Here is a 16,580-nt window from a genome sequence, read left to right as displayed (position 1 = left end):
TATTCAAAGATATCTGCCTCCCTATCGCAAACAGAAATCACATCAAACATTTTAGAACCCAGACGGTTCTCTAACTCTCGGGTATTCCTTTCCCATTTATAACTTTCTTTCTCTGTATATAACCTTACTCGTCGATGATTTTTTTTGCCTCTTTCTTTGATATCTCGACACCAACGTTCTTGCGCTATTAATCCTATTGTTTTCTCTTGCTCTGCATCCATGAGCAGGGTGGTGTGAACATGAAAACCGCGATTGCTTTTTTCTTTGGGACCACCTAAATCTCCTAACGATTCTTTTACTTGATGGGTATAGGATAGCGTGGTCGTATCTTCAATCGCTAAAAGCGTGGGGTTTGACTGAGATAACCAACTTGTTACTTGATAGCCACCCTCTGCAATTTGATTCGCAGTGACTCGTTTATTGCGTAAAAACCGATAACTCCCTTCTATAAGCGCATCCTGACCTTCACAACTTTCAGGAAGACAACCACCAGGCATGGATGATAGTTGTTTACCTATCTGAGTTAACCGACGAGTCAGTCGTTTATCACCTAAATCAACTGAACCAAAAATAGCTTCCGACCATGCCGCAGCATCCTCTATGGCTAAATCCATACATCACCTCAAAAAGAGGTGATTTGATCATGTTTCTTTGCGATAGACAAGATGTGTAGAAGATTCAGGTAATTGGGAAAGACCCAGAAACTTTGAAAACTATAGATTAAGAGTTAGAGTTTTATGGGCTTGATAATATGCCCCCGTTTTTGGGAAAGGCGCGGAAAATACCCGTTATATTGATATCAATTAATATCTATTAATTACATTTCAAAACTGGTACCAAAAAGGTACCAAATTTCTTCAATTTTTAACTTTCTATTTGTAACTTATTGATTTTACAATGCCGCTGCGCAGAATCGAACTGCGGACCTTCTGATTACGAATTAGTAAATTATGTGTTTTAGCCAATTAGACACATTTTTAAATTCTTTTAATTTTCTTTTATTTACTTGATGTTGCAACACCATTACGTTATAAGTTCTATTAATGAATTTTAAACAATTGTGCGACACAAGTGCGACACAGATGCGACACATAAAAAACCGAACATAAAAATCGACTATGAAAATAAACAAAACAAACGTAGAAAACCTCCCTCTTCCTCAAGCAACGGAAGAAGGAAAAACAGCGCAAAAAAGATATTACGATGACAACCTAAAGGGATTTGGTATACGTGTTACTTCGGGAGGAGCAAAAGCTTTTTTCGTTGAAAAATTCATCAATAAAAAACGCTGCCGAATTACTTTAGGGCATTACCCAGAGTTAACCGCTGAAATGGCAAAGAACAAAGCCCTGCATCTCTTGGGGCAAATCGCTATGGGTATTGATCCAGTTGCTGAGAAAAAGGCAGCAGCAATTCAAGATATAACCCTCAATCAAGTCTTTAAAGACTACATTAAAACCAGAAAGAACTTAAAACCCAAAACTCTAGATAACTACAAACATATATTAGATAAAGCCTTCACCAACTGGAAAAGCAAACCGATGTTATCTATTACCCGAGATCGTATTGCCAAATATCATGAAAAACTAGGCCAAGAACGTGGTGAAGCCTATGCGAATTTGGCCATGAGAATACTACGCGCCCTATTCAATTTTGCTGCTGGTCAATACGAAGATAATAGTGGACACTCTCTTTTCATAGATAACCCAGTAAAACGCCTATCACAAACACGAGCCTGGTATCGCATTGAACGACGAAAAACTTATATAAAATCTCATGAACTTGCCGCCTGGTATGCAGGATTACAACAAATTCAAAATGAAACATTACGTGATTATTTGCTGCTCATTTTACTGACAGGACTACGCCGACAAGAAGCAGCTACTTTAAAATGGTCTGACATCGACTTAAAAGCGAAAACATTTACTATTAATAAAACAAAAAACAATGAATCCCATACCCTCCCCCTTTCTGATTTTCTTTATGATTTGCTAATCGCTAGAAAGACAAAAGCAATTAACGACTATGTTTTCCCAGGACCAGGAGCCGCAGGCCATATTATAGAACCGCGCAAGCAAATGGCACATGTTACAAAAAATTCAGGTGTTCATTTCACAGTACATGATTTGAGACGTACGTTCATAACCATTGCAGAAAGTCTGGATATCCCTGCTTATGCCCTAAAGCGTTTAATGAACCATAAGATGAGTAATGATGTGACTGCAGGGTATATTATCGTCGATGTGGAACGATTGAGAAAGCCAATGCAGCTTATTACTGATTATGTTTTGAAGTGTATGGGAGTAATTAAATCTGCTGAAGTAATTGCGATACCAACTATAAATAAAGAACAAATATAATTTTACAATTTCTGTTAAATTATAAGCTTCAGTAAGTTCCATTTTGGAACTCACTGCTGGGCATTTAGATTGGACACTCACTGCATTCAAATTCAACAAACTTCATTTAAGTATTATCAAGATTTAAAAAATAACGAGTCGCTTTAAGTTCGCCAGTTCGTTTGAGAATATTTTTTTTAACTAAGTCATTTAGATCTCTGGTTGTTGTAGCGATGGGCGCGCCTGTTATGCTCATATAATTTTTAGCACTTAAACCACCTACAAATCCATTAGGCCCAGCATGAAATAATCTTAATAAGACCTTTTCTTGTCTTGGATTAATTTTCCCTTCCGCTCCCCTTAAAATTACAGATTTCTTAATAATAAAATCAATATACAAATAAGTATTTTGTTGCGCTTCTAAGGCGATGTTAGCAAACCATATTAACCAAGATGTTAAGTCTAAAGTTTTACTTGCTAAACCTAATTGCTGATAATATACCTTTCTCTTTTTTAATAATATTTTTGCCAATACTGTCATTACTGGTTTTGAAAATCCTTGCGATAAGGCTTTTTCTGCTATAGCTCGTCCTATTCTTCCATTTCCATCTTCAAAAGGATGGATACTCTCAAACCACAAATGAGCTATTCCTGCTCGGGTTAATGTGGGTAATGGGGCTGAACCGGTGAGAGAACTTCGTTCAAACCAATTAATAAATTGCTCCATTTCGGCCGGAACACGTTTTGAGGGAGGTGCTTCAAAATGGATTTTTCGATCATAATCAGGCCCAGAAACAATTTGCATTGCTTCTTCATGATTACGATATTGACCAATATGTTCCAAATGATGGCTATTACCCATTAAAAATTGATGCCATTCAAATAAAACCTGATGTGTTAGCGGACTATGAATCGTTTGATATAAGTTAACCATCATTTTAGCGATCCCACGCTCTGCCATGCTCGCTCTAGGAGCTTCTGTAGATAACCCTAACTCTTTTTTTATTGAAGATTGAACGCTATCTCTGTTTAAATGCTCACCTTCAATTTCAGAGCTATCCAAAGCATCAGTACACATCAAATCGATAAATAAATTTTGCTTACCTTCTTGAGAAATATGTTGTGAGGAACCAATAATAATCCCAGCACTCTCAGTAAAAGACTGCTCATACACAACTAATTTATCTGAGTCCCAAGTAAAATTAGGCCAATTTTCAAGCTGCCAATTCCATTTCATGATTAATAACCTCTCTTTTTATTAATCAGAATATAGCATAATTATGATTAATAAAATATGGCTTTATTAATCAACGTTATTTTAAGTAACAGTAGCTTTCAGGAATATCAAAAGCTAGGCTCTAGAATCGAATCCTCTCACAAAGATTTTAAGGGATCCTTTCAATGACAACCAAAGAGAGACCGAAAGACAAAAACAATCATGCAAAAGAAAAAACTTAAGCCTTATTGTTATGACTAATTTACCCTTTTTTTTATTTTAAATATTACTTTATAAATATGTTATTTTATTGATTAGATTATTTTTAGCGGCTAATCTTAAGCTATTTCATTGCAAAATTAAGATGTTTATGTTTTCGCACAACACTTTGTTAATTCTAGGCGCAGGTTCAAGTTTAAATTATGGATATCCTACTGGAGCTGAGCTTGTTAAAAAAATAATTGATAATATAGAAACGGACGAAGTATTTTTTCCATTAAAACAAACAGAGCCCCCATGTAATTTCAATTTATCTATGTTTGCTGAGAATAATAAATTTTGTCCTAAAATTTCAGATATTCCAGAAAACCAACGAATAAACAATCATCAAATAAATGCGTCGTTAAAACGAGAAATGATACAACTTGATAATAAGGGGTATTTCTTTTTAAAAATTAAGCTAAATGAAATAAAAGAGCTTAATGAACTTAAAGAAGCTATTAATCAGTATTCTCCTGTATCGATTGATATCTTTTTACGTGACAACCCAAGCCATGAAAAAGCTGGGAAATTAATGATTGTTTATACTCTTCTTAAATTAGAAAATATAAATGATTTTAATGTTTCATTCTGGGGAAAATCCGAAAAGAACAAATACGATGACCATTGGTATCCCTATCTTTTAAATGACATTTTATATGGCTGTGCCGATAATCCAGCCAATATATTTGATCCAAAGTTAAAAATTATTACTTTTAACTATGATATGAGCCTAGATTATTATTTACATAACACATTATCTAACATTGAAATATTAAAAAATACATACCCTGATTTATCATATTTAGAGCAATATAGAATAGAGCACGTGTACGGGAGTCTATATAAAAATATCGAATTTGAGTATGGGAAGTATAATTTTGAAAAGAAAACAGGCAATAAAAGTATAAGCAGTACGAAAAGATTCGCCAAGGCTTTTGAATTAAAAGACAATATAGAAACTATGCGTGACAGCACCAGTCATATGCCACATCTTAAATCCCTCATAACGGATGCTAAAGAAATAATCATCATTGGATTTGGTTTTGACCGAACAAATTTAAATATCTTGGGGTTTCCGACCTCTGTTCATTCAAACCCTAGCTATCAGTCATTTTTGGAAGGTAAAATTATTCGTTATCTAAATTATAATGGAGAAATGACTAATATTGATACAGAATTTGAAACTATAGCTAACTTTTCTTTAAAAGCGATAAAGTTAAAGCCTGTAAAGATCATCAAATCGCATGCAACAAAAATTAAGAATGCTTATTTTAGAGATTTTAAACCTTCTTTGCTGTTAGATTAAGTTTCTCAAATTTTTCAATGAATAAATAAAGTACAAATTGTATATTAATAATTGACCTTACCATTCTATATTCTAGAATTTAGAATAATTGATGGGTTAGGTCATTAATTTTACCAATCTAAGCAAGTAGGAAAAAAAGACCTACTTTCCCAGGTCTCTCTGAGCTAAAATAACGGCTTTGCTTTTGTAGGCACATCAGCAAAGAGCCACTACAGAAGATCAAGATTCTTACATTGATTTAGTATCTTACAACTATAAACTCAAATGCTTCCTAATTATTAAATTAAAAATAGGTAAACTTACTCACCAAGATATTTGGTAAATGGACACCTATGTAAAAATTTAGGAGCAACATCACATTCAGAAAATATGCTTATACAAAAATCAATCGCCCCGGGATTCCGGATAGTTCACCAATTGTGACAATCTCGCATGAATTGCTCTTCTTAATTTTTCTGTTTCACGTCGCGGATCCTCAAACCAATCTGTTGACCAGATACGATAAAGATTCCACCCTAGTCCCTCTAAAACCTCTTGTCTTAAACGATCACGATCTCGGGCGGAACGAGAAGAGTGATAAGATGCACCATCGCACTCTACTCCCATAATAAAGCCATGAGGCCAATCTGGATGCTTAATGCCTATATCAATAGAGTATCCTTTAACACCAACTTGTGGGATTGCTACACAACCAATTGATTTTATTTGCTTAATAACATGTTCTTCAAAATCCGAATCAGGTTCTTTTTCAGTGTATTGTCCAGCCTCCAGAATCCCAGAGCTAGAGTATTCTAGCCAACATTTAAGCATATACACACCAGGATTGGACTCTTCTTCCGCACGAATATCTGCCGCAGTCATAGAGGAAAACGTAACAATTCGCTCTTTAGCTCTAGATAAGAGAACATTTAACCTTCGTTTTCCAGCTATTCCATTTATCGGTCCAAAACGTTGCATTACTGGAGCCCCTTCTTTTTCTGCTCCATAAACAGTACCAATGAAAATAACATCTCGCTCATCGCCCTGGACATTCTCTAGGTTTTTTATGAAAAATGATTCCAATCCATCATTAGCTACATCCCACCTCTCTATATACTCTCTTGCTTGCGGATGTTGCTCCAAAGCATAGTTCATTTCATCGAGTAATAGATCTCGCTGCTTCTGATTCATAAGAACCACACCTAAAGATTTATCGGTATGCACTCTCATAAAATCGATAATCGCGTCTATCATGATCATAGCTTCTTTAGGATTAGTACCCGAGGAATATGTCCCATTAACTTTGATATAAGATATTCCCATATGTGGATGATCTTCCTGCGCAGAAGGGAACACCACTAGATCATTGTTATAAACATGTTTATTAGAAAATGATATTAATCCCGAATGTCTAGACCTATAATGCCAACGAAGCCGTCTTGCAGGCGTAAAAGAAGCGTTCGCCATTTCTAGAATAGATTCCTCAGTTACTTTTTCATCTTCATCTGCAATGTCATCTTCTAGCATCTTGCGGAAAAATCCTGTAGGAGGTAATTGATTAGTATCACCAACGATCATCGCCTGTTTGGCTCGTATCAATGCACCAACTGAATCCTCTGGAGTCATTTGGGATGCTTCATCAATAATTACAAGATCAAATTCAACTCCTCCTCGAGGTAAATATTGAGCTACAGCTAAAGGAGACATCATCCAGCAAGGTTTAATCTCTAACAGTGCTCTTGCTGCTCTTTTTGTAAGATTGCGAATTGGAATATGGCGTTGTTTTTTAGATATTTCATTTTTAAGTAATGCAAGTTCAGTAAATTCACTTTTTCGCCCAAAACCTATTCCAGGTGGTGGACAAGCCTTATTAAAAAGTTCAGCTTGCAAATGTTTGCGAGAAAGCTTTATTACTGCTCTATCAGTTTCCTGCAAACGCTTTCTTAATGTATTCAAATTACTACCATTATATGATGCTAATATTTCACCATGAGATTTATAGATCTCACGAGCCATTTCACGTGTTATTAATGCCTCGATTATTTCGCATAAATTCCCATATTTTTCAGACAAGATAATTTCAATATGTTCCATATATCCATCTTGCTTTACATTATTTTTAGCTGAAATAAATCGCGAATATGCAACCAACCCATCTTTATTTTTAGATGCCTGTTCCATCCATTTTGAAAAAGCCAAATAGGTCATATTATCTAGCCATCTTTCTGGCAAAGTATTTGTCATGGCAGCAATTTTTTCTAAACTAGTTAAGGCCTGAGCATCACAAGCCATAACACACGATACTTGTGTTTCCAATTTTTTTACAAAACCTTGCTTTGTACTATACAAAAGTGCCTGTCGCTCATTCTCATTTAACTCTATAAGATTCATAGCCAATATAAAGCAACTTTCTAGCTCATGATCATCAGTGAGTTCAGCTTTGTAAGCTACTCCCAGAATACCTTTGATATCATCATTATTATGTCTTAAGTGTTCCCTTGTTTTTAATAACTGCTCAAATATTAATGGAAGCTCAATAATTTGCTCTTTTGATATTTTTTCAGGCTCTTTAAATACCTTGATAATTTTTTTAAGCTGTATGAGATCACTCTCACAATCCTTAACTTGATCTTGCAAAACGGTAATTCGTTCGGCTACATTCTCCAAAGTAGTGTCTTCTATTTCGTAGAGAGGATGATTTTTTTCGATTATGGGAATTGATTGAATTTTTTCACTATCCGCAAATTTTAGAAAAGTCCTCAAATCAATATAATCAGAGCCTGAAAATTCATGTTCAATATTATTAAATAATGATATTACTTCCTCAAAAGGAGAAAAATCTGTCTCTATACCAAAAAAATGCGAGCCAAGAATATTTTTCATGACTTCATTTTCACAAAAAACTTTTACGTCTAATTGCCATTGCCCTAATTGGCTAAGTTTTTGAGTAGCATATAATTTATTAAATTTTTTATTTTTAGACACTAATTTATAATATTGCTTTGCTTGCCTATATTTCTTTGAGAAAAAAGAAAAAAAGCCTGAGTGACGGAATGTTTCGGCATGATGATTTGTAATCTCACTTTCCTGAAGCATCGATAAAATAAACTCTTCATCAAGTAAAGATTGAGTTTTCTTTAAAACCTGAGCTTGTGAAGCCTGTTTCTCTATCAATATATGCGTTATCGGATCATCAAAGTCGCTCTTTCTAACTGATAATATCTGCTTTGATATACCAGAGATAATCTCAAGCATTTTAATAAAATCATGAACTGTTATCTTGCCAAGACTTTTTGATATATTAATTACCTTATTACAAATTTCCACTGATTGTATGTTGTCTTCAAGAGATTTTTTATATTTTGGGATGATCGAATCTAAGACCAATTCGTTGCATGACTCTATTCGGTATTTTAAACATAGTTCTTTGAGAAGATATAATTCTTCTATGACAACCGAATCTAGATCAGTCTTGAATAGATCAATAATGCTGTCTCTTTTATCTCTCCACAAACGGGCTTCATTTAGATAATTTTTTATAATCCCTATAATTTCGTTAGAAGTTAACTTAGTGACTATATCAAGATCTTGATTTGAGATCTCTGGAGCATTTTTAATAGCGGTACTAATTTTGCTAAGCCTTTCATTCTCAATTAGGGGTGAAAGTCGAAATTCTATTAATGATTGTCGTTGTTTATCTGCCTCAGCAAAAAGAGCAGAGATATCAAAAGCCAAATCAATTAACTCATCAGCAAGAAAAGGATCAATATTAGCTATTTGAATAATACTCCAAGAATCTGGATACAGTAATGTAGCTTCCCATGCTTCTTCAACCTGCTTACAACGAGATAAAATATCATTTAATTTATCTGATGTGATGATTTTTGTTTCAGGAATGGTTAGCTTTTTTATTTTTTCCGGTAAATTGTTAATTAAATCTGAAAATTTAATACTTCTCCCAAGAACTTCATAAATAGTAAGATCTGTTTTTCCATAGGTGGAGGATAAAATATCTACATATAATTTTAATTTTTGTCTTGTATCTTTAAATTGTTTAACTGCATGTTCTAACTCTGAAGGATTGGCACATGACTTCATTTCAAGCCTATCCCTAATTGAAGATATTACTTGTTCTTTTCCAGAACGGTTTGCCTGTAATGGTAATAAAAATTTACCAATTCCATATGCTTCTAACCTTGATCCAACAACTTCTAGTGCCGCTGACTTTTCTGCCACAAAAAGAACTTTCAATCCTAAGGAAAGCGAAGCTGCAATAGTATTTACAATTGTTTGCGATTTTCCTGTCCCTGGTGGGCCCTCAACTGCTAAATTTTTTCCACTAGCTATATCAACTATAGTACTAAATTGTGAAGAATCTACATCAGCAATAATGAAAGGTACTTTGCTTTCAATTTCAGGCTCATCTACATGATACTCCTCTCCAAAAGGTAACGCATCATGTCCCGTGTCTGTACCGCCAAATAAAAGAGAAACAACTTCATTAGACGCGAAATCCCAACCCTCAGGATCAAGATCGTGATACATCGCTAATCTAGCTGAAGGGAAAACACCTATCGTAGCCCACCGCCTAATTCGCCATGTCATATTTTTTGGACGTTGCTCGGCAACCTCTCGAAAGTATTTTTCTAAACCCTGATTTGTATATTCTGGAAGTATAATATTGAACTCTAGGCGCAATTTCTCTGCAAGAATTTTATTCTCATGCACCTCTGCCTCATCACCGATAACCCAAAACTCTTGGCCACTCCTAGTTCGTTTTTTATCGATATAAACAGGAATTAAAACTAACGGAGAAAACTGCGTAGAGCTATTATTTCCGTCCTCCCATTCAAGAAACCCAAATGCAGCATGTAATACACTAATTCCTGTCTCTTCTTTCCAAGTTTTTTCTTTTGCACACAGTGCATTTAACCGTCTTTCTAATATCTCAGGTAACAGAAGAGTCTGAATATCTTGATCACCGTGCCGCCCATCCTCAGCTTGGTGCCCTTCTAAAAACAATTCGTAATTAGGAGAAATTCCATGATTTTTTGCATGCTGTTGTAAAGATAGATTATTTTTTGTTTGTCTCATTGGTAAGTTTAATCGCTCTCTAATTCTATCTTTTAATTGACGTTCTGCTTGAGCTAAAAGATTAGGCGCCTCATCACTTTCAGAATCTATTTCATCTAATTTACTTAAGTAAATTTCGTCATTGAGCCTAGCCTCTGCTAGAGAACTCTGAAATATTGAAGTCTGTTCATCACTAGGATCAGTGCCTAAATCAGGTAATGGCACAATTCGCATTTCACCAGAAATTATAGATTTAAGTAATAACTCGGGAACTTCATCTACTATTCTTATCAATGAGTTTGATCGTTCAGAAAATTTCGTAGAAATTAGAGGGTTTCTTCTTGTTAAATCGAGTAATTTTGGCCGTAACGTATTAATACGATCAGAAATCAATTTCGCGCGGTCTTCATTTGCCTCAAGGGTACCAGTCTGATTCATCTCGCTCATTAACTTTTACCCATTTTTTTATTTTTTCCTATCTAAAATATAGATTAATTAAACAACCAGTCAAAATATTATCAGAAGGTCTTTTTTTAATCAATTAAACATATAGAATGGATTCTGTTAATACTTGTTGAAAGTGGCGTAATTTAATAGAAAAATATAGCTTTGATAATTTTTTTGAGCGGAACAATTGAACAGCATTACAGATTACTTTGTTTACAATACTCTCTAACCTCATCACCAATTAACATACCAGTACCAAATCATCACTAAGAGAAACACTCCATAATTATTATTTTTTCATTCTTGCTCTTTGATATAAATTTTGACTTAAGTTTTAGAGCTATAGCGTTTTATCCATAGTGCCGTCTACGGTTTAAATTATAAGCTAAAGTGATTGTTTGTTCTGCGTCACTGCAACTTCCCAGCAGTGACGCAGAAAAATTCACCTTATTTAACCCTCCAACACCAAGCCTAAAAAGACCATTTGTCCTGACGCACAAGATAAGATAGGACAAAATATTCCCTGTAAGGGGCTTGCTCCCAGATCTGCACTTTGATATTTTCTAAATGAAGCATGACTGATGAATCGGCGCAAATCCGATGAAACGCTTAGGCGTCTTATGCTAAGCCACTCTCATTCCCTAACCTTGTGGCTGGACGTACAGTCGGGAAACCTTCAGGAACCTTTGCCGTTCGGTAAAGGGAGTTCGTTGGAACTCTAAGTCATTATTAATTTGACCATGGATTTGGGATAAAGCCCTGCTTTATCGCTTTCATTTACTTTATTTATTGAGGAGAAAAAAACCAGAAAAACCTAGTTGTAATGGCGAGATCGTTTGCCTTATAACGATTGATTTGCCCCCTTCTTCGAGCTTTACGGTTTTTACCGGGTTTCAACAGAGAGTGAACCGCTCGACCAACACTAAACAATACACAGGGCAAATTCTTTTTTTACTAATTTTTGCAGATGGGAAGATGCGTACACAATCCTTAAGACAATTCGCTAATCGGTATATTAAACTGGACAGGCAAGGTAAATACTTGTACCGGAAGCACCGTGCTTATGTCATCCGTAAGATGATTGATGATTTGTTTGTTATCCGACAGGTTCCACCTTCATGGCAGGCCTTGCAGTCTGAGCAGGTTCACAAGCTGGTGCGTTACTGGAAAAAACAAAATGTTAATCCAGTCACCATCATGCGTTATATGACCATTATCCGCCGCTTTTTACAGATGAACGATTGTTCTATTGCCAATATCGATAATCAATCGCTTGAACTCTCAAGACCTAAAGCAAGAAAAAAGAGGAAGAAAATTATCCCTCCAGATTTCTGGAAGTCACTTAATGACCCTTTAGCAAGAGTTATTATGGGATTACAAATCGAGTTTGGACTTACGTTCAAAGAAGCGATTCTAATTCAACCACGTATCCAGGTTGGTGAATGCTCTCTCTGGATAACCCGAGACATTGCTTTTAACTCCACCGACCGAACCATACCGATACGAACTGAAAGCCAGAAGGCGGTACTCAATCTTTTTAACTGGCTCACAAAACAATATGGCAATCTACTCCAATTAAAATCCTATGACGAAATCCGTATCATCTGGCGCAGTGCATTGGCCAAGCACCGTTTATCCAGTACCAAAAGCTGGCGTTATTTATATGCAAAACAAATGTATGAGTATCTTCTACCTGAATATGAAAATTACAAGACGTGTTGGCTGATTCGTGATGAGATGGGGATTAAATCGCGAAATACTCTGTGGTCATATCTTAAAAATTAGCGGGACATTTGGGACACGCGGGACAGTGCATAAACACTGGGTTAGAGCCGCCCCAATATGTCCCATAACTTAAAAATAATGGGACAAAATTCTAGAGTCTTATTCCCCACCCCAGATTTTATCCGTAAATACATAAACCCTGGGTGTTCCTACTCCTTTGACTCTTGGTTTATGGGTTGGCATGCCATCTGTTGCCGGCTTTAACCAGCCTTCATTTATTAACACACGAGCAACTGTTCGTGGTTCAAATCCCTGACATAATTCTTTTTTAAATACTTCTGTTAAAACCATATACACACGAAACCCCGCATCATCGGTTGAATAAAACCCGGCACGATTTTGAATCCGTTCGTTGTTTGGCGTTCTTATATTATCAAACCGACTGGCGCCATGGGACTCAAAAAAGGCTCTAACTTGAGCCAAGATTGCCCTGTCTTCTCGATTACCCTCTATGCCAAAATGCTCCAGCCATGCTCGATAACATTTATAGGCTGCGTATGTAGACTCGCCTTCTTTCCATCCGGTCAATTCATATTGGCTGGCCAATTCACCTGCAACAGCAACCAATGCAAAACGTCGCGCCACGCGGATAATTTGTCCCGTTGAATCTGGTAAAATAACACTATTTACAAATTCTTGTATCCCATCAGCAATGCGTGTTGCAATGCTTTGTTGGTTTGTCACCACCTTTTGAAGCCATGCCATACCCACACCACCATAATACTTACTGGAATATTCCTTTAAAGATAAAGCCATGCTAGCGGGACTGAGTTGATTATGGATTTTTTCAAAAATCCCTTTATGCAAACCAGCATCAGCTTCAATATCCGCTAAACGTATTTCTTGTCCTGCATTAGTTTTCTGCCCTGCTCTGGCCATGAGAGACATTAAGGACTCTTCCCCAGCAGAAAGAAAGAATAAGGACCATCGAGACGATTGTTTCACTGTTCCATGTCGCGATGCCCGTGTTTTTCCTTGACCATTGGCCAACAAGTAAGCGGCCTCCCCTGCTTCTTTAGGATCTATCTGGCTTAACTCATCCAAAATTAATAAACCATCATTATGCAAAGCAGCCAGCCCTTCAAGACCATTAGTTGTACTGCGCCATAATCGGCAATAAGTCAGTGGATTCCCCCACACCGAAGCCGCTACTTGTAACGCAGTACTTTTGCCGCTTGAAGAAGCGCCTCTGAAATGAAAACCACCTGAGTCTTCACCAGCAATTTTTGCCAATGCAGGAGCAAAAGCAGCAGAGATGGCAAAAATTAATCGAGAATTACCCGACGCAAGACGTCCTATTGATTCTCGCCAATCTTCTACAGTACCTGATACAGACATGGCTGATTCGACCGCATGACTGTTTTGAAAAACAATTTTCTCAGATGAATGACCAATGATTTGTGACCCAGTAACAAAGAAGTTTTCATGCCAACCCAGTTTGTCGACACAACGTGCTCGGTCTTCTACAGGAAAGACCTGCAAATAGGTAGTCAGTAAATCCCGGGAAATTTTATGGGGCGAGATACTTAAACCAAGGCGCGCCAATTCTCGCCTGACCTCAGAAGCATCTCCTTGTAACAAAGCCAGGGGCATTGCCCATTGATGAAGCACCCCATCATCATCCTGCCATTCAAGTAATCGCCCCCATTCACCACTTTTGGAATCACGCGTTTTAGCCACCACATACAAAGGAGAACAAATCCAGCGTGGTGCCATTGGGTTGCCATCTTTGTCTTTTCCAAGGAAAGATACGCCCTGCTCATTTAATTTAAAACAACCTCCAGCGTATTCACAGGTTATAGGACTATGACCGTTTTGGTTTTTTAACGTAATAATTTGATTTTGCAGCATCACTGTTTCTCCAACCACGCTCATGGAAGATAGAAACCTATCCATCCGTGAACAAATCTATTGCTATATTTATTCGTTGACCAGTGAAAGGAATTCTCCTTCATCACCAGTAGAGCGATAAATTTTTTGTTGTTGGAGAAAAGACAGCACATCACTTTTGCGATACAAAACCTTATGGCCTATTTTAAGATAGGGAACACCCTTTCCTTCCCAACGATTGCGCTCCAAAAGTTGGGTAGAACAGTCTAAAACAGCGGCCAAAGTGTGTTGATTAAACAACGCGGAAGTTGGTGCAGACTCAAATTCATTTAACAGTTGTAAACGAGATGGTTTTTTATTCATATAGAACCTCATCAAATGATTATTCATTCAGCTTAATGCCGACGCTATGCGTCCTGCTCGATGAATATCAGTTGACTGTCCGGCCGGATAGTAGTCGTGATATTTCATTTTCCGTGACTTTTACAGGAACGTGGACCCGTAAAAGTTTACAGCTCGCAAGAAGTATTGCTTGGAATTTAAAAGGGAGTCAAGCGCTTTCAAGGCCTGTGATCTCATTGTTATTCAATGATATTTATTGTTACTAAAAAAATTTTTCTGGCAGAATCTGTCCCATTTGTCCCAAGTGAATATTTTACCTTGGGACACCTAAAATATAGTGTTTATGCGATTGTCCCGAGGCCCCAATTGTCCCAATTTTTAGATAATGAGTTACATTTAAATTTCTGCAAATCATACTTGGTTTCAACACATGACACATTGGAACTATAATTTCTGGTATTCAAGGTTTTGAGATTAAGAAACTTCGTTCATTTTTTATGCTGTTCATTTTTAATGAACACACCATAATTTTGAACAAATATTTATGAAAGAACACCATGAAATCTAGTGATGATGCAACAATTTGGGGCAAAATCTGATGCTCAAATACGATAAAGCTGGGATTCAATGATTGAGCTTGTATTTGTTTGGTTGCACTTCATTTAGCCAAGTTGACTTGAAACAAGTATATAAAATCAATTATACTGTACATGTACAGGAAATATGGAGAAAACCATGCAAACAGTGTCTTATACTCATATGCGCGAACATTTATGTGAAATCATGGAAAAAATCGCCAATGGTGAACAAATCTGCTTTACTCGCAAAGGACAAGAACCTTTTATCATAGCTAAAGTTGGCACACCAACCGAGGCTCAGCTTGAAGAAGCAAAACATAAAAAACGCGCCCAAACTGTGGCCAAATTAAAAGAGCGACATGCTGCGACTATTAAAGCCTTAGCGGATAAATAATGGAATTAATTTTTTTAACGGTAGAAGATGTGATATTTATTCAAAGCGAAATCTTATCTAATGCTTCTGCTACTAATATAGGAAAACTTGAATCAGCGCTTAAACGTGCGGAACAGTATCATCATTATGAAAGTATCAATGATATTCTTGATTTAACAGCTATCTACATCATTGGCATTGCCAAAGCACATGCTTTTCCCGATGGAAATAAACGAACTGCCTTTTTGAGCGCAACTTATTTTCTTGACTTGAATGGTTATGCCTTGGAGGAAAATAGTGAATTACCAGATATTATCGAACAAGCAGCTTCAGGAATTGTTGATAGACATCGGCTCGTTGAGCTTTTAAAACCCTATATTTTTACTAATGAATAAGGTCAGTTAAATCCCGTTTGCAAACAAACGGCTAGCTGGGTAAAGACCCAGATAATCCAATCTTGGACATAAAAAAATTAAAAGGCGAACCTTATTTTCGTCTGCGTGTTGGTTCATGGCGAATTATTTTCGACAGAGATGATGAAGTAAGAATTATCTCTATTGAGAAAATTAAACCGCGTGGAGGTGCTTATAAATGAATTTGCAAACAATTAAATCACTTGATGGCAAAGTAGAGTATGTTTTATTACCTGTAGCCACTTACAATGCCTTACGTCATCAAATTATTGAGCAATTAAAACATACTCAAGAAAATGAGGATTATGAGATCTTTAATCCTGCTGATTACGTTGATAATCCAGTAGCCTTGGTTCGTATTCATGCTGGGTTGACTCAAGAAGAACTAGCCACTTTGATAGGCGTCACTCAAGCCTACATTAGTAAAATTGAGAATCAAGAGAAAGTTACACCTAAAATGTTAACTAAAGTCAAACAGGCTTTATCTAATTGTCATGATTAACGAGCCAATAATCCCGTATCACGGCACTTGCCTAATACGAATTACGTTTACTATATTTTGCTCCTATCTCTCCAATCTCCCTATTGCCCATTGTCCAGCTTAGTGAAACAATCCAATTTCTTTAAATTGAGGTTTT

General features: G+C 36.4%; 12 protein-coding genes. 7 read left to right on the top strand and 5 right to left on the bottom strand.

What is annotated here, in order from left to right; translation table 11 throughout:
* The coding region (locus tag EKG34_RS04725) for an IS4 family transposase (RefSeq protein ID WP_130560088.1) at positions 1 to 614 on the bottom strand (614 nt) is incomplete at its 3' end.
* Positions 615 to 1,118: 504 nt separating this feature from the next.
* On the opposite strand from EKG34_RS04725, the gene EKG34_RS04720 reads away from it, so the two are divergent.
* Positions 1,119 to 2,360 carry a tyrosine-type recombinase/integrase gene (locus EKG34_RS04720; RefSeq protein ID WP_080619802.1) on the top strand — a complete coding sequence of 414 codons (1,242 nt, stop codon included), beginning with the start codon at positions 1,119 to 1,121 and terminating at the stop codon, positions 2,358 to 2,360.
* 106 nt (positions 2,361 to 2,466) lie between these two features.
* On the opposite strand, the gene EKG34_RS04715 is transcribed toward EKG34_RS04720, so the two are convergent.
* Positions 2,467 to 3,576 (bottom strand): Fic family protein, encoded by a 1,110-nt coding sequence (locus tag EKG34_RS04715; RefSeq protein WP_080619803.1) that lies wholly within the window; start codon positions 3,574 to 3,576, stop codon positions 2,467 to 2,469.
* 349 nt (positions 3,577 to 3,925) lie between these two features.
* Between EKG34_RS04715 and EKG34_RS04710 the strand changes: the two genes are divergently transcribed.
* Positions 3,926 to 5,122 carry a hypothetical protein gene (locus tag EKG34_RS04710; RefSeq protein ID WP_080619804.1) on the top strand — a complete coding sequence of 399 codons (1,197 nt, stop codon included), beginning with the start codon at positions 3,926 to 3,928 and terminating at the stop codon, positions 5,120 to 5,122.
* A 232-nt stretch (positions 5,123 to 5,354) separates the two neighbouring features.
* Positions 5,355 to 5,444, top strand: a complete 90-nt coding sequence (locus EKG34_RS18530; protein ID WP_223800126.1) for a hypothetical protein — start codon at positions 5,355 to 5,357, stop codon at positions 5,442 to 5,444.
* A 62-nt stretch (positions 5,445 to 5,506) separates the two neighbouring features.
* Here the strand turns inward: EKG34_RS18530 and EKG34_RS04700 are convergent, their stop codons facing one another.
* Complete coding sequence (locus tag EKG34_RS04700) at positions 5,507 to 10,612, bottom strand: DUF4011 domain-containing protein (RefSeq protein WP_165391538.1); 5,106 nt, start codon at positions 10,610 to 10,612, stop codon at positions 5,507 to 5,509.
* A 984-nt stretch (positions 10,613 to 11,596) separates the two neighbouring features.
* On the opposite strand from EKG34_RS04700, the gene EKG34_RS04695 reads away from it, so the two are divergent.
* Positions 11,597 to 12,406: an integrase gene (locus EKG34_RS04695; protein WP_080619975.1), complete on the top strand. Its 810-nt coding sequence runs from the start codon at positions 11,597 to 11,599 to the stop codon at positions 12,404 to 12,406.
* A gap of 99 nt (positions 12,407 to 12,505) precedes the next feature.
* Here the strand turns inward: EKG34_RS04695 and EKG34_RS04690 are convergent, their stop codons facing one another.
* Positions 12,506 to 14,257 carry a DUF927 domain-containing protein gene (locus tag EKG34_RS04690; protein ID WP_080619976.1) on the bottom strand — a complete coding sequence of 584 codons (1,752 nt, stop codon included), beginning with the start codon at positions 14,255 to 14,257 and terminating at the stop codon, positions 12,506 to 12,508.
* 69 nt (positions 14,258 to 14,326) lie between these two features.
* Complete coding sequence (locus EKG34_RS04685) at positions 14,327 to 14,599, bottom strand: MerR family transcriptional regulator (RefSeq protein WP_080619806.1); 273 nt, start codon at positions 14,597 to 14,599, stop codon at positions 14,327 to 14,329.
* 714 nt (positions 14,600 to 15,313) lie between these two features.
* On the opposite strand from EKG34_RS04685, the gene EKG34_RS04680 reads away from it, so the two are divergent.
* From EKG34_RS04680 to EKG34_RS04665, 3 genes are all read left to right on the top strand, one after another.
* Positions 15,314 to 15,550, top strand: a complete 237-nt coding sequence (locus EKG34_RS04680; protein WP_080619807.1) for a hypothetical protein — start codon at positions 15,314 to 15,316, stop codon at positions 15,548 to 15,550.
* On the top strand, positions 15,550 to 15,924 hold the full coding sequence (locus EKG34_RS04675; RefSeq protein WP_080619808.1) for a type II toxin-antitoxin system death-on-curing family toxin: 375 nt from the start codon (positions 15,550 to 15,552) through the stop codon (positions 15,922 to 15,924). The genes EKG34_RS04680 and EKG34_RS04675 overlap by 1 nt, the downstream gene beginning before the upstream one ends.
* A gap of 196 nt (positions 15,925 to 16,120) precedes the next feature.
* The gene (locus tag EKG34_RS04665; RefSeq protein WP_080619809.1) at positions 16,121 to 16,444 is read left to right on the top strand and encodes a helix-turn-helix domain-containing protein; all 324 of its coding nucleotides are present in this window, start codon (positions 16,121 to 16,123) and stop codon (positions 16,442 to 16,444) included.
* Positions 16,445 to 16,580 lie beyond the last annotated feature (136 nt).

The sequence above is a fragment of the Legionella longbeachae genome, from assembly GCF_004283175.1.
Classification (GTDB): domain Bacteria; phylum Pseudomonadota; class Gammaproteobacteria; order Legionellales; family Legionellaceae; genus Legionella; species Legionella longbeachae.
Note: the sequence above shows the minus strand (reverse complement) of the source record. Positions and strands in the feature narration are given on the sequence as shown.

Bases quoted from the DNA above. Each gene is read 5' to 3' on its own strand.
- EKG34_RS04720 (WP_080619802.1), top strand. From the start codon at position 1,119: ATGAAAATAAACAAAACAAACGTAGAAAACCTCCCTCTTCCTCAAGCA.
- EKG34_RS04715 (WP_080619803.1), bottom strand. From the start codon at position 3,576: ATGAAATGGAATTGGCAGCTTGAAAATTGGCCTAATTTTACTTGGGAC.
- EKG34_RS04710 (WP_080619804.1), top strand. From the start codon at position 3,926: ATGTTTTCGCACAACACTTTGTTAATTCTAGGCGCAGGTTCAAGTTTA.
- EKG34_RS04700 (WP_165391538.1), bottom strand. From the start codon at position 10,612: ATGAATCAGACTGGTACCCTTGAGGCAAATGAAGACCGCGCGAAATTG.
- EKG34_RS04695 (WP_080619975.1), top strand. From the start codon at position 11,597: ATGCGTACACAATCCTTAAGACAATTCGCTAATCGGTATATTAAACTG.
- EKG34_RS04690 (WP_080619976.1), bottom strand. From the start codon at position 14,257: ATGCTGCAAAATCAAATTATTACGTTAAAAAACCAAAACGGTCATAGT.
- EKG34_RS04685 (WP_080619806.1), bottom strand. From the start codon at position 14,599: ATGAATAAAAAACCATCTCGTTTACAACTGTTAAATGAATTTGAGTCT.
- EKG34_RS04680 (WP_080619807.1), top strand. From the start codon at position 15,314: ATGCAAACAGTGTCTTATACTCATATGCGCGAACATTTATGTGAAATC.
- EKG34_RS04675 (WP_080619808.1), top strand. From the start codon at position 15,550: ATGGAATTAATTTTTTTAACGGTAGAAGATGTGATATTTATTCAAAGC.
- EKG34_RS04665 (WP_080619809.1), top strand. From the start codon at position 16,121: ATGAATTTGCAAACAATTAAATCACTTGATGGCAAAGTAGAGTATGTT.